Annotated in this window: 21 protein-coding genes, 1 tRNA gene, 1 other RNA gene and 6 pseudogenes; 21 read left to right on the forward strand and 8 right to left on the reverse strand. The window is 71.8% G+C overall.

The genetic code is table 11. The annotated features are described in order from the left end of the window. Positions 1 to 152: 152 nt before the first annotated feature. Positions 153 to 2,897, reverse strand: coding sequence for a pyruvate dehydrogenase (acetyl-transferring), homodimeric type (gene aceE / locus ACFHWY_RS09785; RefSeq protein ID WP_416579809.1), 2,745 nt, complete (start codon positions 2,895 to 2,897; stop codon positions 153 to 155). Positions 2,898 to 3,168: 271 nt separating this feature from the next. On the opposite strand from aceE, the gene ACFHWY_RS09790 reads away from it, so the two are divergent. The 7 genes and pseudogenes from ACFHWY_RS09790 to ACFHWY_RS09820 all read left to right on the forward strand — a co-directional run bounded on the left by ACFHWY_RS09790 (position 3,169) and on the right by ACFHWY_RS09820 (position 8,172). Continuing rightward, on the forward strand, positions 3,169 to 3,573 hold the full coding sequence (locus ACFHWY_RS09790) for a YjbQ family protein (protein ID WP_416579810.1): 405 nt from the start codon (positions 3,169 to 3,171) through the stop codon (positions 3,571 to 3,573). Between the two features lie 53 nt (positions 3,574 to 3,626). Continuing rightward, the gene (locus ACFHWY_RS09795) at positions 3,627 to 4,106 is read left to right on the forward strand and encodes a MarR family winged helix-turn-helix transcriptional regulator (RefSeq protein ID WP_416579811.1); all 480 of its coding nucleotides are present in this window, start codon (positions 3,627 to 3,629) and stop codon (positions 4,104 to 4,106) included. Between the two features lie 77 nt (positions 4,107 to 4,183). Then, positions 4,184 to 4,609, forward strand: a pseudogene (locus ACFHWY_RS09800) (transketolase); the annotation flags it as partial. A 339-nt stretch (positions 4,610 to 4,948) separates the two neighbouring features. Next, positions 4,949 to 6,934: pseudogene (locus ACFHWY_RS09805) on the forward strand (thiamine pyrophosphate-dependent enzyme); the annotation flags it as partial. Between the two features lie 110 nt (positions 6,935 to 7,044). Next, positions 7,045 to 7,482, forward strand: coding sequence for a DUF3052 domain-containing protein (locus tag ACFHWY_RS09810; protein ID WP_092381877.1), 438 nt, complete (start codon positions 7,045 to 7,047; stop codon positions 7,480 to 7,482). A 65-nt stretch (positions 7,483 to 7,547) separates the two neighbouring features. Then, the gene (locus tag ACFHWY_RS09815; RefSeq protein WP_416579812.1) at positions 7,548 to 8,012 is read left to right on the forward strand and encodes a peroxiredoxin; all 465 of its coding nucleotides are present in this window, start codon (positions 7,548 to 7,550) and stop codon (positions 8,010 to 8,012) included. Positions 8,013 to 8,097: 85 nt separating this feature from the next. Then, a tRNA-Val gene (locus tag ACFHWY_RS09820) sits at positions 8,098 to 8,172 on the forward strand. 244 nt (positions 8,173 to 8,416) lie between these two features. On the opposite strand, the gene ACFHWY_RS09825 is transcribed toward ACFHWY_RS09820, so the two are convergent. Further along, positions 8,417 to 8,569, reverse strand: a complete 153-nt coding sequence (locus ACFHWY_RS09825; protein WP_416579956.1) for a hypothetical protein — start codon at positions 8,567 to 8,569, stop codon at positions 8,417 to 8,419. Here ACFHWY_RS09825 and ACFHWY_RS09830 point away from each other — a divergent pair. The 3 genes and pseudogenes from ACFHWY_RS09830 to ACFHWY_RS09840 all read left to right on the forward strand — a co-directional run bounded on the left by ACFHWY_RS09830 (position 8,499) and on the right by ACFHWY_RS09840 (position 10,986). Continuing rightward, a pseudogene (locus ACFHWY_RS09830) lies at positions 8,499 to 8,801 on the forward strand (hypothetical protein). The gene ACFHWY_RS09825 and the pseudogene ACFHWY_RS09830 sit on opposite strands and share 71 nt — an antisense overlap. Positions 8,802 to 8,810: 9 nt before the next feature. After that, positions 8,811 to 9,607: pseudogene (locus tag ACFHWY_RS09835) on the forward strand (alpha/beta fold hydrolase); the annotation flags it as partial. Positions 9,608 to 9,840: 233 nt separating this feature from the next. After that, complete coding sequence (locus ACFHWY_RS09840; RefSeq protein WP_416579813.1) at positions 9,841 to 10,986, forward strand: polysaccharide pyruvyl transferase family protein; 1,146 nt, start codon at positions 9,841 to 9,843, stop codon at positions 10,984 to 10,986. Between the two features lie 13 nt (positions 10,987 to 10,999). Here the strand turns inward: ACFHWY_RS09840 and ACFHWY_RS09845 are convergent, their stop codons facing one another. Then, entirely contained in the window at positions 11,000 to 11,206 is a 207-nt protein-coding gene (locus ACFHWY_RS09845) for a hypothetical protein (RefSeq protein WP_416579814.1), read from the reverse strand. Positions 11,207 to 11,527: 321 nt separating this feature from the next. Between ACFHWY_RS09845 and ACFHWY_RS09850 the strand changes: the two are divergent. From ACFHWY_RS09850 to ACFHWY_RS09860, 3 genes and pseudogenes are all read left to right on the forward strand, one after another. Further along, positions 11,528 to 12,542: pseudogene (locus ACFHWY_RS09850) on the forward strand (ATP-dependent helicase); the annotation flags it as partial. A 65-nt stretch (positions 12,543 to 12,607) separates the two neighbouring features. Beyond that, a pseudogene (locus ACFHWY_RS09855) lies at positions 12,608 to 14,749 on the forward strand (DEAD/DEAH box helicase); the annotation flags it as partial. After that, complete coding sequence (locus ACFHWY_RS09860; RefSeq protein ID WP_416579815.1) at positions 14,746 to 15,717, forward strand: SWIM zinc finger family protein; 972 nt, start codon at positions 14,746 to 14,748, stop codon at positions 15,715 to 15,717. The pseudogene ACFHWY_RS09855 and the gene ACFHWY_RS09860, both read left to right, overlap by 4 nt. Positions 15,718 to 15,756: 39 nt before the next feature. On the opposite strand, the gene ACFHWY_RS09865 is transcribed toward ACFHWY_RS09860, so the two are convergent. Beyond that, complete coding sequence (locus tag ACFHWY_RS09865) at positions 15,757 to 16,014, reverse strand: DUF3040 domain-containing protein (protein WP_092381867.1); 258 nt, start codon at positions 16,012 to 16,014, stop codon at positions 15,757 to 15,759. A 510-nt stretch (positions 16,015 to 16,524) separates the two neighbouring features. Continuing rightward, positions 16,525 to 17,196, reverse strand: coding sequence for a bifunctional DNA primase/polymerase (locus tag ACFHWY_RS09870; RefSeq protein ID WP_416579816.1), 672 nt, complete (start codon positions 17,194 to 17,196; stop codon positions 16,525 to 16,527). Between the two features lie 245 nt (positions 17,197 to 17,441). On the opposite strand from ACFHWY_RS09870, the gene ACFHWY_RS09875 reads away from it, so the two are divergent. The 5 genes from ACFHWY_RS09875 to ACFHWY_RS09895 all read left to right on the forward strand — a co-directional run bounded on the left by ACFHWY_RS09875 (position 17,442) and on the right by ACFHWY_RS09895 (position 22,281). Then, positions 17,442 to 18,671: a helix-turn-helix domain-containing protein gene (locus tag ACFHWY_RS09875; protein ID WP_416579817.1), complete on the forward strand. Its 1,230-nt coding sequence runs from the start codon at positions 17,442 to 17,444 to the stop codon at positions 18,669 to 18,671. Positions 18,672 to 18,684: 13 nt separating this feature from the next. Then, complete coding sequence (locus ACFHWY_RS09880; RefSeq protein ID WP_416579818.1) at positions 18,685 to 19,257, forward strand: flavoprotein; 573 nt, start codon at positions 18,685 to 18,687, stop codon at positions 19,255 to 19,257. A 198-nt stretch (positions 19,258 to 19,455) separates the two neighbouring features. Beyond that, entirely contained in the window at positions 19,456 to 20,343 is an 888-nt protein-coding gene (locus ACFHWY_RS09885) for a Nif3-like dinuclear metal center hexameric protein (RefSeq protein WP_416579819.1), read from the forward strand. Next, positions 20,333 to 21,070, forward strand: coding sequence for a zinc ribbon domain-containing protein (locus tag ACFHWY_RS09890; protein ID WP_416579820.1), 738 nt, complete (start codon positions 20,333 to 20,335; stop codon positions 21,068 to 21,070). The genes ACFHWY_RS09885 and ACFHWY_RS09890 overlap by 11 nt, the downstream gene beginning before the upstream one ends. A gap of 2 nt (positions 21,071 to 21,072) precedes the next feature. Beyond that, positions 21,073 to 22,281 carry a bifunctional RNase H/acid phosphatase gene (locus tag ACFHWY_RS09895; RefSeq protein ID WP_416579821.1) on the forward strand — a complete coding sequence of 403 codons (1,209 nt, stop codon included), beginning with the start codon at positions 21,073 to 21,075 and terminating at the stop codon, positions 22,279 to 22,281. 38 nt (positions 22,282 to 22,319) lie between these two features. Here the strand turns inward: ACFHWY_RS09895 and ACFHWY_RS09900 are convergent, their stop codons facing one another. Further along, on the reverse strand, positions 22,320 to 23,081 hold the full coding sequence (locus ACFHWY_RS09900; RefSeq protein ID WP_416579822.1) for a sulfite exporter TauE/SafE family protein: 762 nt from the start codon (positions 23,079 to 23,081) through the stop codon (positions 22,320 to 22,322). A 253-nt stretch (positions 23,082 to 23,334) separates the two neighbouring features. Between ACFHWY_RS09900 and rnpB the strand changes: the two genes are divergently transcribed. After that, positions 23,335 to 23,751, forward strand: an RNA gene (gene rnpB / locus ACFHWY_RS09905) — RNase P RNA component class A. 122 nt (positions 23,752 to 23,873) lie between these two features. Further along, on the forward strand, positions 23,874 to 24,395 hold the full coding sequence (locus ACFHWY_RS09910; RefSeq protein WP_416579823.1) for a DinB family protein: 522 nt from the start codon (positions 23,874 to 23,876) through the stop codon (positions 24,393 to 24,395). Positions 24,396 to 24,445: 50 nt separating this feature from the next. Here the strand turns inward: ACFHWY_RS09910 and ACFHWY_RS09915 are convergent, their stop codons facing one another. Together ACFHWY_RS09915 and ACFHWY_RS09920 are read right to left on the reverse strand one after the other, a co-directional pair. Further along, positions 24,446 to 24,916: a roadblock/LC7 domain-containing protein gene (locus ACFHWY_RS09915; protein ID WP_416579824.1), complete on the reverse strand. Its 471-nt coding sequence runs from the start codon at positions 24,914 to 24,916 to the stop codon at positions 24,446 to 24,448. After that, positions 24,913 to 25,284 (reverse strand): hypothetical protein, encoded by a 372-nt coding sequence (locus ACFHWY_RS09920; protein WP_416579825.1) that lies wholly within the window; start codon positions 25,282 to 25,284, stop codon positions 24,913 to 24,915. Before ACFHWY_RS09920 ends, ACFHWY_RS09915 begins: the two co-directional genes overlap by 4 nt. A 257-nt stretch (positions 25,285 to 25,541) precedes the next feature. Here ACFHWY_RS09920 and ACFHWY_RS09925 point away from each other — a divergent pair, with 257 nt between their 5' ends. Continuing rightward, positions 25,542 to 26,408, forward strand: a complete 867-nt coding sequence (locus tag ACFHWY_RS09925; protein ID WP_416579826.1) for an AraC family transcriptional regulator — start codon at positions 25,542 to 25,544, stop codon at positions 26,406 to 26,408. Positions 26,409 to 26,564 lie beyond the last annotated feature (156 nt).

Genomic DNA, 26,564 nt, shown 5'->3' on the forward strand with positions numbered 1-26,564 from the left:
TCGTGGGCTACCTCAAACACCTATCGGCAATTGTGAATGCCTTCTGTTGCAAGAAGAAGATGCCGGTCAATATCGGACGGGTCATACCGGCGACACGCGACGGGGCCCGGGGCGGTGTCCACCGCGCCGGGCCCCGTCGGGCGTGGTGCCGGCTAGCTGTCGCCGCCGGTCTCGCCGACCGGGGCGGCGTTGACGTCGTCGATCGCGTACTTCTTGGCGGCCTCGGCCGGGACGTGGGCCGGTACCATCCCGCGCAGGGCGAGCTGCCGCAACGTCGCTACCGCGACCGACTCGGCGTCGACGTGGAAGTGCCGGCGCAGCGCGTGCCGGGTGTCCGACAGCCCGAAGCCATCGGTGCCCAGCGAGGTCCAGTCTCCAGGCACCCACCGGGAGATCAGGTCCGGCACCGCGCGCATCCAGTCGCTCACCGCCACCTTCGGCCCCTCGGCCTCGGCCAGCTTGCGTTGCACGTAGGGCACCCGCTGCTCCGCGCCCGGGTGCAGGAGGTTGTGCGCCTCGCACTCCACGGCGTCCCGGCGCAGCTCCGTCCACGAGGTGACCGACCAGACGTCCGCGGCCACCCCCCAGTCCTGAGCGAGCAGCTGCTGTGCCTTCAGCGCCCACTGCATGCCGGTGCCGGAGGCGAGCAGGTTCGCCCGCGGCGCCTCACCGTCCACCGACGGGGCGGGGGCGTAACGGTGCAGGCCCCTGACGATCCCCTCGACGTCCACCCCCTCCGGCTCCGCCGGCTGGTGGATCGGCTCGTTGTAGACGGTGAGGTAGTAGAAGACGTTCTCCTGCTGCTCGCCGTACATCCGGTGCAGGCCGCTCTCCATGATGTGCGCGATCTCGAACGCGAAGGCCGGATCGTACGCGACCACCGCCGGGTTGGTGGCGGCCAGCAGCAGGGAGTGCCCGTCCTCGTGCTGTAGGCCCTCGCCGTTGAGTGTGGTGCGCCCGGCGGTGGCGCCGAGCAGGAAGCCCCGGGTCATCTGGTCGGCCGCGGCCCAGAGACCGTCACCGGTGCGCTGGAACCCGAACATCGAGTAGAAGATGTACATCGGGATCATCGGCTCGTCGTGGGTGGCGTACGACGTGCCGGCCGCGGTGAACGAGGCGACCGAGCCGGCCTCGTTGATCCCCTCGTGCAGGATCTGCCCGGTGGTCGACTCCTTGTACGACAGGAACAGCTCCCGGTCGACCGAGACGTACCGCTGACCGTGCGGCGAGTAGATCTTGGCGGTCGGGAAGATCGAGTCCAGGCCGAAGGTGCGCGCCTCGTCCGGGATGATCGGCACCCAACGCCTGCCGAACTGCTTGTCCTTCATCAGGTCCTTGAGCAGGCGGACGAAGGCCATCGTGGTGGCCACCTTCTGCTTGCCCGAACCCCGCTTGACGTCGGCGAAGCGCTCCGGACCCGGGATGTTCAGGGACTTGTGGCTCGTCCGCCGCGTAGGCAGGTAACCGCCGAGCTGCTGACGCCGCTCGTGCAGGTACTGCATCTCCTCGGAGTCCTTGCCCGGGTGCACGTACGGCGGCAGGTAGGGGTTCTCCTCCAGCGCCGAGTCCGGGATGTCGAGGTAGAGACGGTCGCGGAAGGTCTTCAGGTCCTCCAGCGTCAGCTTCTTCATCTGGTGGGTGGCGTTGCGGCCCTCGAAGTGCGAGCCGAGCGTCCAGCCCTTGATGGTCTTGGCCAGGATCACCGTCGGCTGGCCGGTGTGCTCCGTCGCCGCCTTGTAGGCCGCGTAGAGCTTGCGGTAGTCGTGGCCGCCCCGCTTGAGGTTCCAGATCTCGTCGTCGGTCAACCCCTCGACCATCTTGCGGGTTCGCGCGTCCCGGCCGAAGAAGTGCTCCCGCACGTACGCCCCGGACTCCGCCTTGTAGGTCTGGTAGTCACCGTCGGGCGTGGTGTTCATCAGGTTGACCAGCGCGCCGTCGGTGTCGGCGGCGAGCAGCGGATCCCACTCCCGGCCCCAGACCACCTTGATCACGTTCCAGCCGGCGCCCCGGAAGAACGCCTCCAGCTCCTGCATCACCTTGCCGTTGCCGCGGACCGGACCGTCCAGGCGCTGCAGGTTGCAGTTGATCACGAAGGTGAGGTTGTCCAGCTCCTCGCGGGCGGCCACCCCGATCGCGCCGAGGCTCTCCGGCTCGTCCATCTCGCCGTCGCCGAGGAAGGCCCAGACGTGCTGGTCGGAGGTGTCCTTGATGCCCCGGTGCTGCAGGTACCGGTTGAACCGTGCCTGGTAGATGGCGTTCAGGCCACCCAACCCCATGGAGACGGTGGGGAACTCCCAGAAGTCCGGCATCAGCCGAGGGTGCGGGTACGAGGGGAGGCTGCCGGCCGAGTGCGACAACTCCTGCCGGAAGCCGTCGAGCTGGTCCTCGCTGAGCCGGTCCTCGAGGTAGGCGCGGGCGTACATGCCGGGGGAGGCGTGGCCCTGGTAGAAGATGTGGTCTCCGCCACCCGGGTGGTTCTTGCCCCGGAAGAAGTGGTTGAACCCGACCTCGTAGAGCGAGGCGGAGCTGGCGAAGGTGGAGATGTGCCCGCCGACGCCGATCTCGGGCCGCTGGGCACGGTGCACCAGCATCGCCGCGTTCCACCGCACGTAGGCCCGGATACGGCGCTCGACGTGCTCGTCGCCGGGGAACCACGGTTCGCGCTCCGGCGCAATGGTGTTGAGGTAGTCGGTGGTGGTCAGCGACGGCACGCCGACCTGGCGCTCACGGGCGCGCTCCAACAGACGCAGCATCACGTAACGCGCCCGCTTGGTGCCACGATCGTCGATGACACCGTCGAGCGACTCGACCCACTCGCTGGTCTCTTCGGGGTCGATGTCCGGAAGCTGGCTCGGCAGGCCGGCCGTGATCACCGGGCGCTTGCGTTCCGTAGCCACAGGCGTTCCCTCGGTTGTGTGTGGGATAGGTCTCTAGCGCCATCCTGCCCCGTAGGGGCACTCGGCGTCACGTCCACCCGGCGGAAGGGCGACGCGCGACACAGGTACCCACCAGTAACGCTGTCCGCCCGGCTCGTCCGGGCCCGCCCTCCCGGAGCCCGCCGGGGCCGACCCGGCGAGTCCGACGAGAACGTGGTGCGGGACCCCTCCCGAAGGGCGGCTACGGCCCAAGGTCTCGAACGGCCGGCGTCAGTAGGGGCAGGATGGGCGGATGCGCAGTGAGGTGATCACCGTCGGGACCGGTTCCCGGCCGACCGTCCGCGACATCACGACCGAGGCCGAGCAGTTCCTCGCCGGGGCCGGCGACGGGCTGCTGCACGTCTTCGTGCCGCACGCCACCGCCGGCGTGGCCATCATCGAGACCGGCTCCGGCTCGGACGACGACCTGCTCACCGCGCTGGACGCCGTGCTGCCCACCGACGAGCGGTGGCGCCACCGGCACGGCTCGCCGGGGCACGGTCGCGACCACGTGTTGCCCGCGTTCGTCGCGCCGTACGCGACGCTGCCCGTGCTGGGCGGTCGCCTGGCGCTGGGTACCTGGCAGTCGGTCTGCCTGGTCGACACCAACGGCGACAACACCACCCGGCAGGTCCGCTTCTCCTTTCTGCCCGGCTGATGCCCCGCCGGGCGTCTGAGCTGCGCCAGAATCGCCGAACATAGGATGTGACCATGTCGCGGTCACTCCTCACACCGGTCGTCCCAGTCCGGACCGACCGCCCCGGGCTGGCCGGTGACGCGGTGCGCCGGATCATGCACGTCGCCGCCGCGCTGCGACACCACCAGGATCTCGACATCGCCGCGCTGGGCCTGACTCCCGCCGTCGCCCGCGCGCTGTACCAACTCGACCCGGACCACCCACTGCCCGCCCGTGACCTGGCCGAGCAGCTGCGCTGCGACCGGTCCAACGTCACCGCGCTGGTGGACAAGCTGGAACAGGCCGGGCTGGTCGAACGTCGCGTCGACCTGGCTGACAGGCGGCAGAAGGCGCTGGTGGTGACCGTCGCCGGTCGGCTGATACGCGAGCGGGTACACCGGGTGCTGTCCGACTCCCGGCTGCTGGCCGGGCTCGACACCGAGGAGCTGGCCGTCCTGCGCGACCTGGTTTGGAAGGTCTCCGACGGCGGCTGCCCGCAGGACTGCGGCCGGTAGCGACCTGACGGGTCGACCGCGACAGCGTTCCGGTTCCCGAAACACCCTCGACTGTGCGATGCGTGCGTCGGTCGGTAATGCTGTCGGACGTGACCACGCCGCAGGATCTCGACGACCGGTTCCGGGAGTCCCTGGCCGCGCTCGCCGCGCCGCAGCCCCGCGTCGACCCGCAGCATCCCGTCGACCCGGCGCGACCGGTGGCGGACGACGCCGCGCTGACCGGTGCCCAGCTGCTCGACCTCTTCGACGCGCAGATCACCAGCCGGCAACTCGATTTGGCCGGTCGCTGGCTGCGCAGCTTCGGTGAGGGCTACTACACGATCGGCTCCGCCGGCCACGAGGGCAACGCCGCGGTGGCGGCCGCCCTGCGGCCCACCGACCCCGCGTTGCTGCACTACCGCTCCGGCGCGTTCTACTGCGTCCGGGCCGCCCAGGCCGCCGTCCCCACGGCGGTCCCTGCGGCGGTCGCGGACCGGAACGTCGATGACCCGGCCGACGGCGCCACCGATGACCGTGCCGTCGACGGTACGGTCCTCGTCGGCACCACCGGTGTGAGCGAAAGCGGCCCCGGCGGCGGCGCGGAACCCCTCGACGACGACGGAACCGGCGGTGAGCACGGTGACGGCACGTCGGACCCAGCCCACGGCGTGCCGGACGCCAGCGACGCTGGCCCCGCCGCCCCGGAGCCGTCTGCCGACCCCGAGTGCGCTGCCGGGCAACCTGGGGCGGAGACGGACTCCTCGGCGGGCGCGCCCGGCCATCGGGTGCTGGCGGCGGCCGGACCGTCCGACGCCGTTCGGAGCTCCGCGACGCCGGTCGGAGGCGACTGGGTCGAGCCCGGCGGCGAGCCGGCGAGCCGGCCGCTGCCCGAGGCGTACACCGAGGCGGCGCGGGACGTGCTGCGCGGCATGGTCGCCTCCAGCAAGGAGCCGATCGCCGGCGGCCGGCACAAGGTCTTCGGCCGCGCCGACCTCGCCGTGGTGCCGACCACCTCCACCATCGCCTCACACCTGCCCCGGGCGGTCGGCATGGGTCTCGCGGTGGAGCGGCTACGCCGGCAGGACGCCCGGCGCGGACCGGCCCAGCCCGGCGAACCGCCGGCCCCGGCGCCCTGGGCGGCGGACGCGATCGTGGTCTGCTCGTTCGGCGACGCCTCGATCAACCACGCCAGCGCCACCGCCGCCTTCAACACCGCCGGCTGGTACGACCACACCGGCCTGCGGATTCCGGTGCTGTTCGTCTGCGAGGACAACGGACTGGGCATCAGTGTCCGCTCCCCGCAGGGCTGGGTGGCGACCGCGCTGCGGTCGAAGCCGGGTATCCGGTACTTTGCCGCCGACGGTGCCGACCTGGTCGAAGCGTACGAGGTGGCGGTCGAGGCGGCGGCCTGGGTACGCCGCCAACGGCGCCCGGCCGTGCTGCACCTGACCACGGTACGGCTGATGGGCCATGCCGGCGCCGACGCCGAGAGCGCCTACCGCAGCGCCGAGGAGATCGCCGCCGACGTGCACCGGGACCCCGTGGTCGCCACCGCGCGGCGGCTGGTCGACGCGGGTCTGGCCGGCGGCGCGGAGCTGCTGGAACGGTACGACGAGATCGGCTGGCGGGTCCGCCGGATCGCCGAGGAGGTGCTCGACGAGCCGAAGCTGACCAGCCCGGTGGATGTGGTCGCCCCGCTGGCGCCCCGGCGTCCGCTGCGGGTCGCCAGGGCGATCGCCGGCGCGGGCGCCCTGGCCGCCGGTCCCGGTGCTGCCGCGCGGGCCGAGGCGTTCGGCGGCAAGCCGCCCGAACTGGCCGGGCCGTTCACCCTCGCGCAGAGCATCAACGCCGCGCTCACCGACGGGCTGCTCAGCCACCCGCAGATGGCCGTCTTCGGCGAGGACGTCGCCGCCAAGGGCGGGGTCTACGGGGTGACCAAGGGCCTGCGTGACCGGTTCGGCGTGGCACGGGTGTTCGACACGCTGCTCGACGAGACCTCGATCCTCGGGCTCGGGCTCGGCGCGGGGCTGGCCGGGATGCTGCCGGTGCCGGAGATCCAGTACCTGGCGTACCTGCACAACGCCGAGGACCAGCTGCGGGGCGAGGCGGCGAGCATGGCCTTCTTCTCCCAGGGGACGTGGCGAAACCCGATGGTGGTGCGGGTGGCCGGGCTCGCGTACCAGGAGGGTTTCGGCGGGCACTTCCACAACGACAACTCGGTGGCCGTACTGCGGGATGTGCCCGGCGTGGTGATCGCCGTGCCGGCGCGGCCGGACGACGCGGCGGCGATGCTGCGCACCTGCCTGGCCAGCGCGGCCGTGGACGGCAGCGTCTGCGTGTTCCTGGAGCCGATCGCGCTGTACCACACCCGGGACCTCTACACCGACGGCGACGGCGAGTGGCTGGCCGGCTATCCCGAGCCGGGCGGGTGGGCCGGCGGGCACGTGCCGGTGGGGCGGGCCCGGGTGTACGGCGTGGGCTCGGCCGAGGACGTCACCATCATCACCTTCGGAAACGGGGTGCGGATGTCGCTGCGGGCGGCGTCGGCGCTGGCCGACGAGGGGATCGGCAGCCGGGTGGTCGACCTGCGGTGGCTCGCGCCGCTGCCGGTCGCCGACCTCATCCGGGAGGCCGCCGCGACCGGCCGGGTGCTGGTGGTGGACGAGACCCGCCGGTCCGGTGGGGTGGGCGAGGGCGTCATCGCCGCCCTGGTCGACGCCGGATATGTGGGTGCGGCGCGCCGAGTGGCCGGAGTTGACTCGTTTGTGCCGCTGGGTCCGGCTGCCCGCCACGTCCTGGTGTCCGAGGAGGCCATCACCGACGGTGCCCGTACGCTGCTGGCACGGTAAATTTCGTTCCACCCGGTGCGCCACTTGCGCGGGACGGCACAACTGTGTGGACTTGCCTGACGGCGTCGAGCAGACGCCGCGGTACGGACGAGATGAGGAGGCACGCGACAGTGAGCGCGACCGCTGGTCAGGCTGCTGACGGGGTACGCAGCCTGGCGGACCGGTTCGGCATCGAGCCGGGGATGGTCGTCATGGAGATGGGCTACGACGACGACGTCGACCAGGATCTCCGAGACGCCCTGACCGACCGTTGTGGAGAGCTGGTCGACGAGGACACCGACGAGGTGGTCGACGCGGTGCTGGTGTGGTATCGGGACGGCGACGGTGATCTCTTCGAGCTCCTAGTCGACGCCCTCGGGCCGCTGGCCGACAACGGGGTCGTGTGGCTGCTGACCCCCAAGGCCGGCCGTGAGGGGCACGTCGAGCCGAGCGAGATCGCCGAGTCCGCACCCACCGCCGGCCTCCAGCAGACCTCCACCATCAACGCCGGTAAGGACTGGAGCGGCGGCCGACTCGTGCTGCGTCGCGGCGTCAAGGGCAAGAAGTAGGCCCCGCACCGCCCGCACCGCCCGGCTGAGGCCCATTCCATCCCATCCCGACCCGAGGAGAACACATGCCCATCGAGGTTGGCGCCGAGGCGCCCGACTTCGTGTTGAAGGACCAGAACAACCAGGAGGTCCGGCTTGCCGACTTCCACGGACGCCGTGCCGTCCTGCTGGTCTTCTACCCGCTGGCCTTCACCGGCGTCTGCCAGGGCGAGCTGTGCGAGGTGCGGGACAACCTCGACGAGTACGTGAGCGACGACGTCCAGGTGCTGACCGTCAGCGTCGACTCGGTCTACGCCCACAAGATCTGGGCCGACCGGGAGGGCTTCCAGTTCCCGCTGCTGTCCGACTTCTGGCCGCACGGTGCCGTCGCCACGGCCTACGGGGTCTTCAACGAGGTCGCCGGCATCGCCAACCGGGGCACCTTCGTCATCGACAAGACCGGGGTGGTCCGCTTCGCCGAGATGAACATGCCGGGCGAGCCCCGCGACCAGCAGGGCTGGCGCAAGGCCCTGGCGGACGCCACGGCCTGACCGGTCCCGACCGGTGTGACCGTCCGGCGGGGCCGACGGTTGGCAGGGTAGGGTTGCCAACCGTCGGTCCGTCGTACGGCGTCCCGGGCGCGTAGCTCAGCGGGAGAGCACTCGCCTTACAAGCGAGGGGTCGCAGGTTCGAAACCTGCCGCGCCCACCACGCACCACCAGCGCATGGCGCATGGCGGCGGTCGTCAAGTGCGTCGACGACCCGAAGGACCGGCGCGAAAACCTGTCGACTGAGCACTTTGCCATCAACCCGGTAAGCGTGGGGTGGTCCTCTCAGCCAACGACTTCATCGCCGTGTCGAAGACCGCCGCCTGCGGACAACGGTCCGAGGTCGCGGATGCGGACGGACCCCGCCAGACGAAGCGCTTTGAAGGTCGAAAGAGCGGGGTGGTGGCCTACTCGGTGACGTAGACGCCGACGCCCGGCGAGGTCTCGGTCATGCCCTTGATCCGAAGTACCTGCACCTGGTGGTGTGCGGTGAGCAGCCACGGCCCGGTGCTGCCGGTGTGGAGCTGCGGCGGCTGTGACCTGCCCTGGCCGTGCCCCACCCGCAGACGGGGAGCTGCGCGCGGCGTACGCCGACGCGCCGGTGTCGCTGGCCCTGTACTCGGCTCCTACCTCGTCCGGCTCGCCGGGTGGAGAGGTCGAGACGCATACCTCAACGATGGTGGTCGCCTTGACCACGGGCAATCGGGTCCGTCGCACATCAGTGCCCAGGTCGGCCTGCGCGGCCATCGGAGGTCCGGGCAGGATGATCTCGACCGGGCCAGCCGAAGATAGGAGGAGCGAATGGGCTACGCGCAGGTCAACGGGGTGCGGCTGTGGTACGAGACGCACGGCTCGGGACGGCCGCTGGTACTGCTGCACGGCGGGTTCGGTGCGGTGGAGACGTTCGCCGCGATCCGCCCCGCGCTGGCACGGCGGCGCCAGGTGATCAGTGTCGACCTGCAGGGCCACGGGCGCAGCGCCGACGTCGACCGGCCGTTGCGGTACGAGTCGCTGGCCGACGACGTGGCCTCGCTGATCAGCCACCTCGACCTGCCGGAGGCCGACGTGGTGGGCTACTCCCTCGGCGGCGGGGTGGCCCTTCGGATGGCGATCCAGCACCGGCACCTGCTCCGCCGGCTGGTGGTGGTCTCCGCGCCGTGCCGGCGGCAGGGCTGGTTTTCCGAGGTGCTCGCCGACATGCCCGAGCCCGACGAGTCAGCCGGCGAGCGGATGCGGGGCACCCCGCCGGAACAGCTCTACCAGCAGGTCGCGCCCCGCCCGCAGGACTGGCCGCGACTCTGGGCCAAGACCGGTGCACTGCTGCGCCGCGAGTACGACTGGTCACCTGAGGTTGCCACCGTCACCACACCGACGTTGCTGATCTTCGCCGACGCCGACTCGATCCGTACCGGCCACATTGTGGAGTTCTTCGGCCTGCTCGGCGGCGGGCACCGCGACGGTGCCTGGGACGGCGCCGGTCGTCCTGCCTCACGGCTGGCCGTGCTGCCCGGCCTCACCCACTACGACATCGTCGACTCGCCGGCCCTGCCGGCGGCGGTGCTGCCCTTCCTCACCCACACCCTGCCGAACCGCTCGGCGTGATCCCTCCGGTCGCCGAGGATCTTCTCCACCCAGACCGGACATCAAGGGGTGACTCGGCCCGGCGAAGCCGATTCCTCGTGCTCACCCGTATGTCGTTCCACCCGCGTGCCCCGTTCCTCGACGAGCAGCCCCCTTGGCCGTGCCGTCCGATCCACGCAGGTCAGCGGGGGACTGTTCGCCGCTGCAGTGGGGAAACGTCGAACCGGACGCACCTGGGGAGGAGCGACGGATGACTCGTGCCGGACTGACTATCGGCGTACTCGGCTCGTACGGCGGGCGCAACCTGGGTGACGAGGCCATCCTCACCGGCCTGCTGACCGACCTGCGCCAGCAGGAGCCACACGCCCGGATCATCGTGTTCTCGCGGAACCCGGCGCACACCTCGCAGGCCCACCCGGACGTTGAGGCCGTGCCGTGGGAGGGGGTCAGCCGAACCGACTCGGCCCTCGTGCTGTCCCAACTCGACCTGCTGATCCTGGGTGGCGGCGGCATCCTCTACGACAAGGAGGCGCGCCGCTATCTGCGGGTCGTCCGGGTGGCGCAGGAGCGGGGCCTGCCGCTGCTCACGTACGCCGTCGGCGTTGGGCCGCTCAGCGAGATGGTGGACACCGGCATGGTCCGCGAGACGCTGGCCGGCGCGACCCAGGTGACCGTACGCGACCAGGAATCGCGGATGGTGCTGGAGGAGGCCGGCCTGCTCAACCCGATCACCGTCACCGCCGACCCGGCTTTCCTGCTGGAACCGGAGGACTTCCCGGCGCACCTGCTGCGCTCCGAGGGGGTTCCGGACGGCAAGCGGCTGGTCGGAATGAGTGTGCGGGAGCCGGGCCGGGCGGCGGAACGTCTCGACGTGGACGGGTACCACCGGCTGCTGGCCCAGATCGGCGACTTCCTGGTGCACCGGATCGACGCGCACGTGCTGTTCGTGCCGATGGAGCGCGACGACATCCGGCACTCGCACGGCGTGCTGTCTCACATGATCGCGGCCGAGCGGGGGCGGATCCTGCACGGCACCTACTCGCCGCAGCAGGTGCTGGGTCTGATGCGCCACTTCGACCTCGCGGTCGGCATGCGACTGCACTTCCTGATCTTCGCCGCGATGATGGGTACACCATTCCTGCCCCTGCCGTACGCCGGCAAGGTCTTCGACCTCGCGCAGCGCCTGGGCGTGCCGGCGCTGCGCGGCGTGGAGCGTGAGGTGGAGGGCCCGCTGCTGGCGGAGGTGGACCAGCTGTGGGACGAGCGCGACCAGCGGGCCGAAACCACCGCCCGGCGGGTCGCCGAGGTGTGCGACGAGGCGCGGGGCACCTCGCAGGTCACCCGGGCGGTGCTGGACAGTTTGCGCAACCGGTCCCTGGTCGAGGTCGGCGCCTGAGCAGGAGGCGTACTCAGACCGCCGGGCCACGCCAGCAGTAGCGCCACTGTTGGCGGTCGGTGTCGGTCGACTCCAGCTCGTAGATGTCCGCCGCCGCCAGGCCCGCCGGCCCCAGATGATGGTGGGTCAGCGGGGGCCTGCCGTTCGGGTCCAGCTCGACGGTGACGTGCTCGCCGTCGGCTGCGCCGCCCACCAGCGGAATCTCAACCGATGATGCCATGTGCCCATCCTGCCGCGCCCACCGCCGGCCCGCAGGGTTAGCCGCATCAACCTGCCCGACCAGCGGGAGCCGTCGGTCGCGGGGAAGCAGGCCCCGGGGGTACTCCATGCCGTCGTGGGTGCAGGCCGCCGCGGCGACGCGCGTGGCGTAGCCGGCCGCCTCCGCCCATGTCGCGCCCCCAGCTTGCCGATCACCAACATGCCGTACATGGTGCCGACGGTAGTCCGCCCCGGCGCCGCCTATTCTGGCCCGGGTGTCAACAGAGGGGCCCCTGCTTAACTTGAGCGTCAACAAGGGGCCCTTCCTTCGGAGGGGGAGCGCGTGCTGGTCGTGCACGGGACGTGGCTGCCGGGCCCCGGCCTGGTCGTGTGGGCCGAGGACAGCACCTTGGCGTCGAACGCGCCGCGTCGACCGGGCCGTGCGCCCCGGGACCGCCCGCACCCGTTCGCCGCCGGGCACGCCACGCTGGTCTCCCTGCTGGCCGAGACCGCCGAACCGACCGGTCTGGGCACCGTACTTCTGTGCCTGCCAACCCGGGCCGGCTCGCCGCTGGACTCGCCGGAGCTGATCCGGACCGCCGCCGTGGCACCGGTCCGTGGCCCGGTCACCCTGGCCGGCTGGCGGGTCCCCATGCTGGTGTACGCCCCGGACGCCGCCCTGGCGCTGCTGCGTGCCCTCGACGGGCTGGCCGCCGCGCCAGGCGCCAGCCTGCGGCACCTGGTCGAGTTGGCCGACTTCGCCGTCGACCTGGCCGCCCGTGGCCGCGTCCTGCCCGGCCTCGCCGAACTGCCCGCGGCCACCCGGTCGGCCCGCTACGCCTCCTCGACGATCGCTGCCGGCCAGTCCGGCGTCGCTGGCTCGACCCGTGGTGCTGGCCGAACCCGTCGTGCCGCCCCGGCGAGGCCCGCCGGCCCGGTCGACGGTGGCATGCGCGCCTCGGCGGTGTGGCGACCGCTGCTCACCGGCACGGACGCCGCCTGGGCGCGGTCGTTGGCGCTGGCCCTGCCGCCGGCCGCCCGGGCTGTCGTCGAGGCCGACCTGCCCACCATGGTGGTCGGTCCCACCGAGGCGCCGGGGCCGCTGGTCGCGGCGGGGCTCGACGCGCTCACCGATGCCGCCGTGCGCGCGGCGCTGCTGCCGGCCATGCTGGCCCGGGGCGTGCGACCGAATGGTGCGGTGACGGCCTGGCTGAACGTGCTGACCGGGCCGCACCGTGAGTTCGACGCCGATCCGGCGGCGCTGCGCGCCCTGCGGGCCGAGCTGGACGCCTGGCAGCGCGACGCCGCCGGTGGGTCGGTGCGAGCCAGCTTCCGGCTGGTCGAGCCGCCTTCTGACGAGATCACCGAGTCGGTGACAGTGGTACCGGCCGACCTCGACGCCCGCGCCTCGGCACCGGAGCAGTGGCGGGTGGAGTTCGGGCTGCGCACCAGCGACGAGCCGGGTCGGCACGTCGACGCGGGCCAGGTGTGGCGGGGTGAGGACGTCGACGCCTTCGGCGACCAGCCGCAGGAGACGTTGCTGGCCGAACTGGGCCGGGCCAGCCGCCTCTGGCCGGAGCTGGACGTCGCGCTGCGTACCGCGACACCGGAACGGCTGGAGCTGGACGCCGAGGGCGCGCACCGGTTCCTGCGTGAGGGCGCGCCGACGTTGCACGCGGCCGGCTTCACGGTGCTGCTGCCGTCCTGGTGGCGGCGTCCCGCCTCGCGGCTCGGGGCGCGGCTGAGGGCCAGCTCCCGGACCGCGCCCGGCACTGTCGCCGGACCGGCCGAGAGGGTCGGGCTGGATGCCCTGGTCGACTACCGCTGGGAACTGGCCCTGGGCGACGAGCCGCTGACCGCAGACGAGCTGGCCCGGCTGGTGGAGCTGAAGACCCCGCTGGTCCGGCTGCGCGGGCGCTGGGTCGAGTTGGACCCGAAACGGCTGGCGGCCGGTCTGCGGCTGCTGCACTCCACCGGCGAGCTTAGCGTCGTCGACCTGCTGCGGCTCGGGCTGGCCGCCGCCGAGCAGCCGGACGCCCTGCCGGTGCTGGAGGTGACCGCCGACGGCGCGTTGGGTGATCTGCTCGCCGGGGCGGTGGACCGCCGGCTCGCTCCGCTGCGGGAACCGCCGTCCTTCCGGGGCACGCTGCGGCCGTACCAGCGGCGCGGGCTGGCCTGGCTGGCGTTCCTCCAGTCGCTGGGCCTCGGCGGGGTACTCGCCGACGACATGGGACTGGGTAAGACGGTGCAGCTGCTGGCCCTGCTGGCGGCCGACCCGGAGCAGGCCGGTCCGACGCTGCTTGTCTGTCCGATGTCGCTGGTCGGCAACTGGCAGCGGGAGGCCGCGCGCTTCACCCCGGAGTTGCGCGTACACGTGCACCACGGCGCGCAGCGGGCGCGGGGCGACGGTTTCGGGACCGCCGTGCAGGCGGCTGACCTGGTGTTGACCACGTACTCGGTGGCCGCCCGCGACGCGGTCGACCTGGCCGGCATCGACTGGCACCGGGTGGTGCTCGACGAGGCGCAGGCCATCAAGAACGCCGCGACCCGGCAGGCCGAGGCGGTCCGCGCGTTGCCTGCCCGGCATCGGATCGCGGTGACCGGTACGCCGGTGGAGAACCGGCTGGCCGACCTCTGGTCCATCATGCAGTTCGCCAATCCGGGTCTGCTCGGCCCGGCGGCCACGTTCCGCAAGCGGTTCGCCGAGCCGATCGAGCGGCACGGCGACGCCGAGACCGCCGAGCGGCTACGCCGGGTCACCGGCCCGTTCGTGCTGCGCCGGTTGAAGACCGACTCGACGATCATTTCGGATCTGCCGGAGAAGCTGGAGATGGAAGTCTTCTGCAACCTCACCGCCGAGCAGGCCGCGCTCTACCGGGTGGTGGTCGACGAGATGCTGGCCCGGATCGAGTCCAGCGACGGCATCGAACGGCGTGGCCTGGTGCTGGCCACCATGACCCGGCTCAAGCAGGTCTGCAACCATCCCGCGCAGCTCCTGCGTGACGGCTCGTCGCTGGACGGGCGGTCCGGCAAGTTGGCCCGGCTGGAGGAGATTGTCGACGAGGTGCTGGCGGCGGGGGAGAAGGCCCTGCTGTTCACACAGTTCGCGGAGTTCGGTGGGATGTTGCGCGGGCATCTGTCGGCCCGGTTCGGTCGGGAGGTGCTGTTCCTGCACGGCGGCGTCAACAAGGCCGACCGTGACGCGATGGTGGCCCGCTTCCAGTCCGACGGCGGCCCCGCGCTGTTCGTCCTGTCCCTCAAGGCCGGCGGTACGGGGCTGACACTGACCGCCGCGAACCATGTGGTGCACGTCGACCGGTGGTGGAATCCGGCGGTGGAGGACCAGGCCACCGACCGCGCGTTCCGGATCGGTCAGCGCCGCCGGGTACAGGTCCGCAAGTTCGTCTGTGTCGGCACGGTGGAGGAGAAGGTGGCCGCGCTGATCGCCGAGAAACGTGGCCTGGCCGCGTCGGTCGTCGGCACCGGTGAACAGTGGGTCACCGAATTGTCCACTGGTCAACTGCGTGAGCTGTTCAGCTTGGAGGCGGGGGCGGTGGCGCAGTGAGCGACGGCAGTGGTGGCGGGTTCGCCGACTACGGCCGACCCCGTCGGGTCGACGGCGGCCTGCGGGCCCGCAGCACCCGTGGCGCGATCGGGGTCTCCTGGTGGTCCCGCCGGTTCCTGGAGGTGCTGGAGTCGTTCGCGCTGGGCACCAGGCTGACCCGGGGCCGGTCCTACGCCCGCGCCGGCCAGGTGGTGAGCCTCGACGTCACTCCGGGAGTGGTGCGGGCCGCCGTGCAGGGTTCCCGTCCTCGGCCGTACCAGGTCCAGGTGGCGCTGCCACCCTTTCCGGCGCGGCTGTGGGCGCGGATCGAGGCGGAGTTGGCTGCGCAGGCGTTCTTCAGCGCCCGGCTGCTCGCCGGTGACCTACCGGCCGAGCTGGAGGAGTTGTTCGCCGGCGTCGGCGCGCCGCTGTTTCCCGCTGCCGTGGAGGAGCTGGATCAGCGCTGCTCATGCCCGGACGCGGCGGTGCCCTGCAAGCACCTCGCCGCCACCTTCTATCTGCTTGCCGAGGCGTTCGACGCGGATCCGTTCACGCTGCTGCACTGGCGCGGGCGAGGCCGGGCGCAACTGCTCGCCCGGCTACGCGAGCTGCGCGCGGTGGGCTCGGCGCCGGAACCGGGCGTCGACGCGCGCGAGCTGCCGGATCCGCGGCCGGGTACCCGACCGGCGCGGGCGAGGTCCGGTGCCACCGACGACGGCCGCGAGCACCATCCGGCCCCGCCCGGTCACGGCGAGGCGGATGTGCCGGCCGCCGGGGCCGCACGGGCCCTCGCCGACCTGCCCGCCGCGCCCCTGGCCGAGGCGGTCGACCGGTTCTGGCTGCCGCCCGTGCCGCTGCCGGACCGTCCGCCCAGCCTGACCAGCCGCCCGGACCTGCTGCTGCGCCAGCTCGGTGCGCCCGCGCCGGCCATCGGTGGGCCCGGCCTGGCCGAGCGACTGCGGCACGCCTACCGCCAGCTGGGCGAGTAGCCCTGCCGGCCCTTGCCACGCCCCTGCCATCCGGGGCGGTCAGAGCCAGCGTTGCCGGAAGCGCCACATGAGCGCCGCGTTGGTCAGCAGGACCACGGCGAAGATTGCACCCGCCAGTCGTCCGGCGAGCACGGTCGTCGCCGGCAGCGCCGCCCAGAGCACGATGGTCATCAACAACAGCCACCGGCCACGCCGGATCCGGGCCCGATGATCGAGACGGGCGTAGAACGCCGGATCACTCTCCCGCAGGTGCCGGGTGATCTGCTCAAATCTGCGCTGATCCTCTTTGCTGAGCATGTGCCTTCCCCTCACGCGTTCAGCAACGGCGTGGCGGAATACCCGCTGTGGTGTGGACTCACGCGCTCATCCTGCTGCTACTTTGCCGCCGCGGAGGAGCGGGCGGCCCTGCGTGTGGGTTCGGTGGGCGGGATCGTCACGAGCGGCCGTGGCGGCTCCGGTACGCCTGATCGTGAGGTTTGTCCCGATGGTCATGGCCGGCCGCACGATGTTCGTGGTCGGGCAGCTCAGGGTCAGCGTGCCGGACGGTGGGTGGTGGCCGGGCGGGTGCCGGGCGGCCGAGGTCGTCCTGGCCGGGTGCCCAACGGCCGGGTGGCCACCGGGCGGCGGCCGGGTTGGTGTCGCCGCGGTGGTTCGGCTCCGCCCGGATGGTGTCTGGTGTCGTCGGTGGACATCTGATCCCCGCTCCCGGCGCCGGTGCGCCGTCGTAGGGCTCAACGAGCGCCCGGCGCCACCGGTCGCTGCCGGCTTCCTGTCCGCGACCGCCGTCGGCAGCCGCTCGCAGGCCGGTCAGCGACCGCGGCGGGGCAGCGGCAGGTGACCGGGGACCAGCGCCGAGGCCAGCGTGATGCCGGCTACCCGCAACGCGTCTACCAGAGTGTTCTGCACCAGGTAGGAGTCCGGCAGCTGCCAGCGGGCCTGCTCCGGCGCGACCGCCCAGCGGACCTGGCCCTCGGGTAGTCGGGTGGGCGGTGCCGGGATCCACGAGCCCGGTCCGTGCCGCACCACGTGCAGACAGTGCTCCAGTTCGGGTCGCAGCGGGTCACCCGGCCGGACCAGGAACATCCACCGCCCGGTCGGGGTGACCAGCACCGGCCCGCGTACGCCCGGACCGACGGGGTGGACCCGTACCGCGTCCAGGACCGGCCTGCCGAGGTGGGCGGGGACCTCCAGCACGTCGAAGGAGCGACCAGTGGGCAGCAGCACGCCGTATGGCCGGGTCTGCCACCAGGTCGCCACCCTCGCCGGATCGGCGCTTGCCGCGTGTTCCCAGTCCTCCAGAGCGGGATGGCAGCCGACTGTCGGGCAGCCGGCCCGCCCGCAGACGAAGCGGCTTCGCACCAGGCAGGCGCCCGGGGTCACCTCCCAGCCGTGCATGGCGTAGCGGACCGCTACCCGGCGCAGCCGGACCCGTTCCAACGGCGACAGACGCGCCACGCGCGGTCCGACATTTCCCCACATTGATGCCATCTCCCCTCGCCGGAGTTGGCCGGCGTCAGCTCGTACGTCGAGCAGCGTCACTGTCGTAGACGGCGCTCGTTGACCTCACAAAGTGGCTCATGCAACATGCACGAAAAGTACGAGAATCAGCCAGATGGCTGACGCACTTCCTGTGCGACCAGCGGAACCTGTAACGGACGGATCACCGCGCCCAACAGTCGGCCCCCGGCTCCTGGCCAGGGCACCAGCAAGGGGAGGACCGGGAGATGGACGAATTACCCATCGGGCGGCGGGTGGCCTACTGGCGGGGCCGCCGGAAGATGTCGCAGCAGGTCTTCGCCGACCGGTTGGGCAAGTCGAAAAGCTGGGTCGACAAGGTCGAGCGCGGCGTGCGGCGGTTGGACAAGTTCTCCGTGCTCTACGAGATCGCCGACATCCTCCAGATCGACGTGCAACTGCTGCTCGGCAAGGATCCCGAACGGCGGACGGACGCGCTCAACTGTATCGACCAGATCGAGGTCGACGAGATCCGGGCGGCCCTGGAGCGGTACGACTCGATCAGCGCCTACTTCGACGCGGCGCCCTGCCCGCCGCCGCTGGCCGACATGAGCAAGGCGGTCACCCACGCCTGGCTGACGTACCAGTACGGCCGCTACGGCATGCTCACCCGGGCGTTGCCGAAGCTGCTGCGCGACGCGCAGGCGGCCGACGCGGTGTACGGCGGCGACCAGTCGCGACGCGCCGCGAACCTGCTCGGGCAGGTCTACCAGATCGCCTCCTCGGTGCTGCGCAAGCTGGGTGAGTGCGAACTCGCCTGGCTCGCCGCCGACCGGTCCATCGCGGTCTCCCAACGAGCCGACGACCGCCTGCTCGCCGGCGTCGCCACCACCCGGGTCTGCAACGCCCTGGCGGCGATGGGCCGATCCCGGCCGGCCCTGGAGCTGAACGTCCGGATCGCCAACCAGCTAGCGCCGGGTGGCCACAACGACAGCCGGCCCGAGCGGCTCTCCGTCTACGGCATGCTGCTTCTCCAGGGCGCGATGGCCGCGTCCCGCATCGGCGACGCCGCGACCGTGGAGGATCTGCTCAACGGGGCGTACGAGGCGGCGGCCGAACTCGGTAGTGACCTGAACCACTACTGGACCTCCTTCGGTCCGACCAACGTGGAGCTGCACCGAGCCGCGGCGGCAGTCGAGCTGGGCGACGGCGGGCGGGCGATCGAGGTGCACCAAACCAAAATCCAACCCGTGCTCCTCGACGCGATGCTGCCCGAACGCCGGGCGCATCACCTGCTCGACCTGGCCCGGGCCTATGCCCAGATCGGCGACGCCGCCAACGCCGGCGAGATGTTGCTGCGTGGTGACCGGCTGGCACCCTCCGAGGTCCGCTGCCGACCGATCGCCCACGAGGTGATGTCGGACGTCCTGCGTCGCACACGTGGTGCGCCGCCTTCTCCGATCGCGGAGTTGGCTGAGCACATGGGAGTAGGAGTATGACCTCGGAGCCGGCATGACCGGTTCGCACCGCCACGACGGGCACCGCGAGGTGCTCTACATCATCGCCTGCGGCTCGCCGCTGGCCCGAGACGTCGGCCGGCTCGTCGAGCTGGCCCAGCAGGACGGCTGGGACGTCTGCGTGATCACCACGCCGGACGGCGCCAAGTTCGTCGACCGCACCGCGTTGGCCCGCCAGACCGGCCACCCGGTGCGTACGCACTACAAGAACCCGGGCGACCCGGACGTGCTGCCGACCGCCGGTGCCATGATCGTCTGTCCGGCGACCGTCAACACGATCAACAAGTGGGTGGCCGGCATTACCGACACCCTCGCCCTCGGGCTGCTGGTCGAGGCGCAGGGCAGGGGAGTGCCGCTGGTGGCCGTCCCGTACACCAACGCGGCGATGGCCGCCCACCCCGCCTTCCGGGCGGGCATCGCCCGGCTCGCCGAGTGGGGGGTGAGCGTGCTCTTCGGCGACGACGTCTTTCCGCTGCACCCACCCGGCACGGGTGAGCGGCACCAGCACGCCTTCCCCTGGGCGCTGCCCCTGACCGCCGTCCGCGACCACCTCTGCCGCACCGGATGAAAGGAAGGGCCCCCGACTAACGCCTCCGGTGGCGGAAGCCCCCGGTCAACAACCCCGCCCCCGGGTCACCGGCACCCGCCTCTCCGGCGGGCGCACACACGTCCTACCGGGCCGCGGCGAATGCCGCGGCCCGGGCTCGCACCCGGTCCGACCGGGTGACGTCCCGAGGAGGCAGCGACGCCGGTAAGCTGGCCCGCCGTGAGCACAACCACAGCCGCGCCAACCGTCGCCGACGTGGTGGCCGAGCTGGAACGGCGCTACCCGCCCGCCTGGGCCGAGGAATGGGACCGGGTCGGGCTGGTGCTCGGTGACCCGTGCGCCCCCGTACGCCGGATCCTCTGCGTCGTCGACTTGGTGCCCGAGACCGTCACGGAGGCGCTCGACACCGGCGCCGACATGATCATCGCTCACCATCCGTTGCTGCTGCGCGGAGTCTCCTCGGTGGCCCCGACGACGTACAAGGGTCGGATCATCCACCAGCTCATCAGGGCCGATGTGGCACTCCACGTCGCGCACACCAACGCCGACGTCGCCGTCCCCGGGGTCTCCGACGCCCTCGCCGCCCGGCTCGGTCTGGTCGACCTACGCCCGCTGCAACCGTCCCGTCCGGGTACCCCCGCCGCCGGACAGGGCCGGGGAGCCGGTCGGATCGGCCGGCTGCCGCAGCCGCTGACCCTGGCCGAGCTGGCCCGGCGGGCCGCCGCCGTACTCCCACGAACCGCCGTCGGGGTACGCGCGGCCGGCGACCCGAACCGGAGTGTGCGTACCCTGGCAGTCTGCGGCGGCGCGGGAGACAGCTTCCTCGCCGACGCGGTCGCCGCCGGGGTAGACGCGTACCTCACGTCGGACCTACGTCACCATCCGGCCGGCGAGCACCTGGCCAGCGACGGACCGGCGTTGCTCGACGCCACCCATTGGGCCACCGAGCGGCCCTGGCTGGACGACCTTGCCGCGGTGCTGCGGGCCGCACCCGGCGTCGAGACGCTGGTGTCCGACCTGGCCACCGACCCGTGGACCGTACACGCCGCCCCACCCGCAGCGGGCGAACCCGCCGCGGACGACAAGGAGCCCGCCCGTGAAGGCTGACCCCCAGGTCCAGCGCCGCCTGCTCGACCTCCAGGCGATCGACACCGCGCTCGCCCAGCTCGCCCACCGGCGGCGGTCGCTGCCGGAGCGCGCCGAACTGGAGGCCCTCGCGCGCGAGCTGTCCGCCCTGGAGGACGAGCGGGTCCGCGCCCAGGTCGCAGTCGACGACCTGGATCGCGACATCGCCCGGCTGGAGAAAGACGTCGACCAGGTCCGGGCCCGCAAGTCCAAGGACGAGGACCGGCTCGCCGTCGGTACCGGTCCGGCCCGGGAGCTGGAAGCCCTGCAGCACGAACTGGTCTCGCTCAACCGGCGGCAGAGCGACCTGGAGGACGCCGAGCTGGAGTTGATGGAGCAGCGGGAAACGGCCCAGGCGGTACTGGACGGCATCGAGCGGCGGCTGACCGAGGCGCGCGAGCGGCGGATCGTCACCGGACAGCGGCGGGACGACAGCCTCGCCGAGATCGGCCGCGAGGAGGAGTTCAAGCGCTCCGCCCGGCAGCCCCTCGCCAACGACCTCCCCGCCGACCTGGTGCAGCTCTACGACCGGATCCGCGGTGACACCGGACTCGGCGCGGCGCTGCTGGCCGCTGGCCGCTGCGGCGGCTGCCGGCTGGACATCTCCGGCGCGGACCTGTCCCGCATCCGCAAGGCCGACCCTGCCGAGGTGGTCCGCTGCGAGGACTGCCGCCGAATCATGATCCGCACCAACGAGTCCGGGCTGTAGCGGTGGCGCCGCGTACGGTCGTCGTCGAGGCCGACGGTGGATCCCGGGGCAACCCCGGCCCGGCCGGGTACGGCGTGGTGATCCGCGACCCGGCGACCGGTGCGGTACTGGCCGAACGGAAGGAGGCCATCGGCACCGCCACCAACAACGTCGCCGAGTACCGGGGACTGATCGCCGGCCTGGCCGCCGCCGCCGAACTGGGCGTCGACGAGGTCGAGGTGCGGATGGACTCCAAACTGGTGGTCGAGCAGATGTGTGGCCGCTGGCAGATCAAGCACCCCGGCCTGCGCCCGCTGGCCGCCGAGGCCGCCAAGCTGGTCGGCCGGTTCGCCGCCGTCCGATTCAGCTGGATCCCCCGGGACCGCAACACCCACGCTGACGCGCTCGCCAACGCCGCCATGGATGCCGCCGCGACCTCGGGCACCGCCGTACCCGCCGTCGCGCCGCCACGCGTGGTCGAGTCGCCGCGCCGCCTCGGCGGCCCGGAGCCGGCCGGCGGTGGCGCGGCCGAGGTGGCCGCCCGCACCCAGGCTCCGGGGGCCGACCTCAGCACCGCGCCGGTCTCCTGGGAACCCCGGCCCACCTTCACCGCCACCCGGCTGATCCTGGTCCGGCACGGCGAGACCGAGTACACCGAGCAGGGCCGCTACTCCGGCCGCGGCGACATCCCGCTCAGCGCCAAGGGCCGGGCCCAGGTGCGGGCGACCGCCGCCCGGGTGGCCGCGCTCACCCCCGACGTCGCGGCCGTCACCAGTTCACCACTGTCCCGCTGTACGGCGACCGCCGAGGCGATCGCCGCCGCCGTCGGTGACGTCCCGGTACGCCGAGACGACGACCTCATCGAGTGCGACTTCGGTGCCTGGGAGGGACGCACCTTCGCCGAGGTGCGCGCCGGCTGGGCGGGAGAACTCGACGCCTGGCTCGCCTCACCCCGGATCGCCCCACCGGACGGTGAGTCGTTCACCCAGGTCGCGCAGCGCTGCGCCCGGGTGACCGAACGGCTGCTCGCCGCATACCCCGGTCAGACAGTCGTGCTGGTCTCACACGTCTCACCGATCAAGCTGATGCTGCGCGACGCGCTCGCCGCCGGCGACGCCTTCCTGCACCGGCTCTACCTCGACGCCGCCGGCGTCTCGGTGCTGGACCGCTGGCCCGACGGCGGTGTCGCCGTCCGCTCCGTCAACGAGACCGCCCACCTCGCCGAGGTGTAAGGAGGGCCCCCTGCCAACACTCCACCGCCGCGGCGCGGTCAGGACAGCGCGCGCCACAGCAGGTATAGGCCGATGGTGGTGCCGAAGACGACGATGACGGTCTTCAACACCACCGGCGGTAGGCGGCGGACCAGCCGGGCACCGGCGTACCCGCCGACCAGGGTGGCCGGCGCGATCACCGCCACCCCAGCCCAGTTCACCGGCCCGGCGATGGCGAAGACGACCACCGTGGTCAGGCCGATCACGGCTGACAGCAGGTTCTTGATCGCGCTCACCCGGGCCAGCGTGGCGTCCAGGGCCAGGGCCAGCCCGGCGACCAGCATCACTCCGACGGCCGCGCCGAAGTAGCCGCCGTACACTGCGGCCAGCGCCACCACTACCTGGACCGTGCCGGCCCGGCGACGCGGTAGCAGGTCACGGGGGTTGCCGACCAGCCGGCGCAACGGATCCTGGAACGCCAGCACGGCGGTCGCCCCCAGCACCAGGAAGGGAACAACCAACTCGAACGCCCGTGCCGGGGTGACCAGCAGTAATCCGGCACCGACCAGCGCACCGGCGACCGCAGTGGGCAGCATCGCGGCCAGCAGCCGCCGGCGCGGCAGGTCCATCCGGCTGCCCACCACGGCGGCGGCGTACCCGGGCGCGACCGACAGCGAATTGGTGACGTTCGCCGGCACCGGCGGCAACCCGACCGCGAGCAGCGCCGGAAACGTGATCAGCGAACCACCCCCGGCCACCGCGTTGACCGTACCCGCGGCCAGGCCGGCGGCGAGCAGCAACGCGGCGTTGGAAAGGTCCATGATCCGCAGGCTAGTCCCCTGCCTCGAACTCTCCCAGGTCACCCGCCCGACAGGAGCGGACCCACCGGCAGTACATCGACAAATGTCGACTGAGGTGAACTCCAGCCGGACGGCAGGCAGCTGCGCCGCTGCTCGCTCGGTGAACGGCGGCATCGTCACCCAGCCATCATCCGGCGCCGGCACCCGCGATCAACGCCGAGCAGCCAGGGCAATAGACGCGGACGCGGTGTCGCTAGGATGAGTACGCGACGGACGAGTCGACCGGGCGGTCGCGTCGGCGGGCTGCGGCCCGTCGCCGAGGAACGTCCGGACTCCACAGGGCAGGGTGGTTGCTAACGGCAACCCGGGGCGACCCGCGGGACAGTGCCACAGAAAACAAACCGCCAGCCCCAACGGGGCCGGTAAGGGTGAAACGGTGGGGTAAGAGCCCACCAGCACCCCGGGCGACCGGGGTGGCTCGGTAAACCCCACCCGGAGCAAGGCCAAGAAAGGGCCGTCACCGCAAGATGACGACCCGCGCAGACGCTGGAGGGCTGCCCGCCCGATGTCTGCGGGTAGGCCGCAAGAGCCTGCCGGCAACGGCAGGCCGAGATGGATGACCGCCGCCGGCGCGAAGCCCCCTGTGGGTACGCGCCGCGCACAGAATCCGGCGTACAGGTCGACTCGTCCGTCGCCCACCAGCTCGTTGCCGCCCTTCAGGTTGCCTGCTCCCGGGTCTGCCGGTACGGCGGCTGCGCCCGCTCGCCGGGCACGGGGCAGCGGGGGTACGTGGGGTGCCGTTAGGGTCCGGGGATGGTGGAGGGCCGGCCCGATCATGTAGCCGCTGTGATCATGGCGAGTACAGGCGACGAACGCGCTGTGCTCGACGCCTTTCTCGACTTTCACCGTGCCGTGGTGCTGCGCAAGCTGCACGGGATCTCCGACGCCGACGCTGCCCACCGGCTGGTGCCGTCGGCGACGACGCTCGCCGGCCTGGTCAGGCACCTCACGGTCGTGGAGCGGAACTGGTTCCGGTGTTTGCTCGCCCCCGGGCCGGGGGACTTCTACCTCACCTCCGAGGAGGACGCGGCGGCCAGTTTCGCCCTGGCCGAGGCGGACACCGTCGAGCGGTTGTCCGCGGCGTACTTGGCGGAGTGCGCCCACTCCCGCGAGGTGGCGGCGCGTTTCGACCTCGATCATGTGGTTTCCCACCCGCAGCTCGGGGAGGTTTCGTTGCGGTGGATCCTGGTGCATCTGGTGGAGGAGACGTCCCGGCATGCCGGCCATGCGGATATTCTGCGTGAGCTGACCGATGGCTCGACGGGCGCGGTCTGACCGGGCGTCCACGCCCGCCGGCCACCGCCCAGATGAGGGACGGCGCTGGCTTAGGCGTCGGCGAGGAGTTTGGCGAGGCGTTCCGCTACCGGTGGGGCGTGCAGGTGCAGGCGAGCCACGTTGATGGCGTCGGCGCCGACCACGGAGAGCAGGGCCTGCGGGCCGACGGCGTACACGGCGAAATAGCCGGACTCGTTGCGGACGGTGGACTGGCGGAACTCGCCCTGACCGAGGCGGAGGCTGACCTGCCGGCCGAGGCCGAAGGTCGCCGCCGCCATCGCGGCCAGGTCGTCGGGGTCCTGGCCGTCCGGTACGTCGTGCGTGATGAGCAGGCCGTCCACGCCGCCCAGCACACTTCCCCGTACGCCGGGGATCTGTAGACGCAGTTCGTGCAGCTCGTTGCCGATCGCCGGGTACGGCAGCGACGGGTTGCCGGCCAGCGACGGTGGGAACGTCACCGGCGGCGGGAGGTCCGGTCGCTGTGCGGCGCGGCGGGGCAGGAAGGCGTCGCCGGTGTTCACAGCTCCAGCTGCTCCTCGATGCTGCGCAACCGGTGCCGGGCGAGCGCCAGATTGGACCGGGTCTTGCTGAGCATCAGGTAGAGGAACAGCCCTTTGCCGTTGGGGCCGTTCAGCGGCCGGATGATGTGGTATTGGCTGCCGAGGGTGATCAGCATGTCCTCGATGTTGTCGTTCAGCTTCAGCATCTCGATGGTGCGCATCTTGGCGCGTACCACGTCGGTGTTGCCGGCGGCGGCGACGGTGAGGTCGATCTCCGGGGTGCCGCCGGCAACGCCGAGGGTCATCCCGCTGGTGTAGTCGACGAGCGCGATGCCGATCGCGCCGTCGATCGTCATGGCGTCCTTCAGGGCGGTGTCGAGGTTGGCCACGTGCGTCTCCAGGGTCGACTGATGAGGGATTCTCGGAAGAGGGTTTCACAGGCAACCTACTGTCCGCATCTTGCTCAGCGCGAACAGGCTGAGCGGGCCACGGTGGGTGACCACCGGGGCGGCCGGGAACCGCCGCTGCGGCTGATGTCTCGTAAACGTGTCCGTCTGCTAGCCGCCCGACCGGACCGGGCACAGTATGTCGGGTCGTGGGCGTCGGCGACGTCATAGCGTGGCTGGCACAAGGAAGGAGACCCGGGATGCTGGAGCGGCTAAACCAGGCCATGGACCACGTCGAGCGACACCTCGACCGGCCGGTGGACGCCGCCGAGCTGGCGCGGATCGCGGTCACGTCGGAGTTCCACTTCCGGCGGCTGTTCTCCGCGCTGGCCGGCGTCGGACTGTCGGAGTATGTGCGGCGTCGCCGGCTCACCGTCGCGGCAGCGGAGGTGGTGGCGGGCCAGCAGACACTGCTCGACATCGCGGTCCGCTGTGGGTACGGCTCGGCCGAGGCGTTCGCCCGGGCGTTCAAGGCCGTGCACGGGATCGGTCCGGGCGAGGCCCGGCGTACCGGCGCCGAACTGCGTGCCCAGCCCCGGATGTCCTTCCGCCTCACCGTCGAAGGGAGCAGCAGCATGCGTTACCGCATCGTGCGCAAGGAATCGTTCCAGCTGGCTGGGCGTAGGGCCCGGGTGCCGCTGGTGCACGAGGGCATGAACCCGGCCATCGTGGCGTTCGTCAAGGGCATCGAACCGGCGGTCCGCGAACGGATCGAGGCACTCTCCGACCAGGAGCCGGCGGGAATCGTCAACGTCAGCGACGGCCTCACCGGCGACCGGGCGGAAGGCACCGAGCTGGACTACTGGTACGGCGTGGTCACCGACGCCGAGGTGCCCGGCGACCTGGACGTGCTGCCGGTGCCGGCGGGGGCTTGGGCGGTGTTCGAGACCTCCGGGGCGTTCCCGACGGCGGTGCAGCACCTGTGGCGGGACGTCTTCACCCAGTGGCTGCCGTCCAACCCGTACCAGCTGCGGCCCGGACCGGAGATCTCCCGTACCCGGATCGCGGCGGATGGCGGCCATGCCGACGCCGAGCTGTGGATCCCGGTGGAGCCGCTACCGGCCTGATCGTTCTACCGGCCCGCGTGCAGCGTCGAGAAGCCGGGAGACAGGGTGCCGATTTTCGCGGTTCGGCCCGCCGTCCGCCGAGCACGTCTACTGTGGAAGAGCCTGGTGACTTGCGGTGTTCCGGTGGCGGGCGGTCGTCTCCCGGTGCACAGTGAT

This window comes from Micromonospora sp. LOL_024, from assembly GCF_048060415.1.
Taxonomy (GTDB): domain Bacteria; phylum Actinomycetota; class Actinomycetes; order Mycobacteriales; family Micromonosporaceae; genus Micromonospora.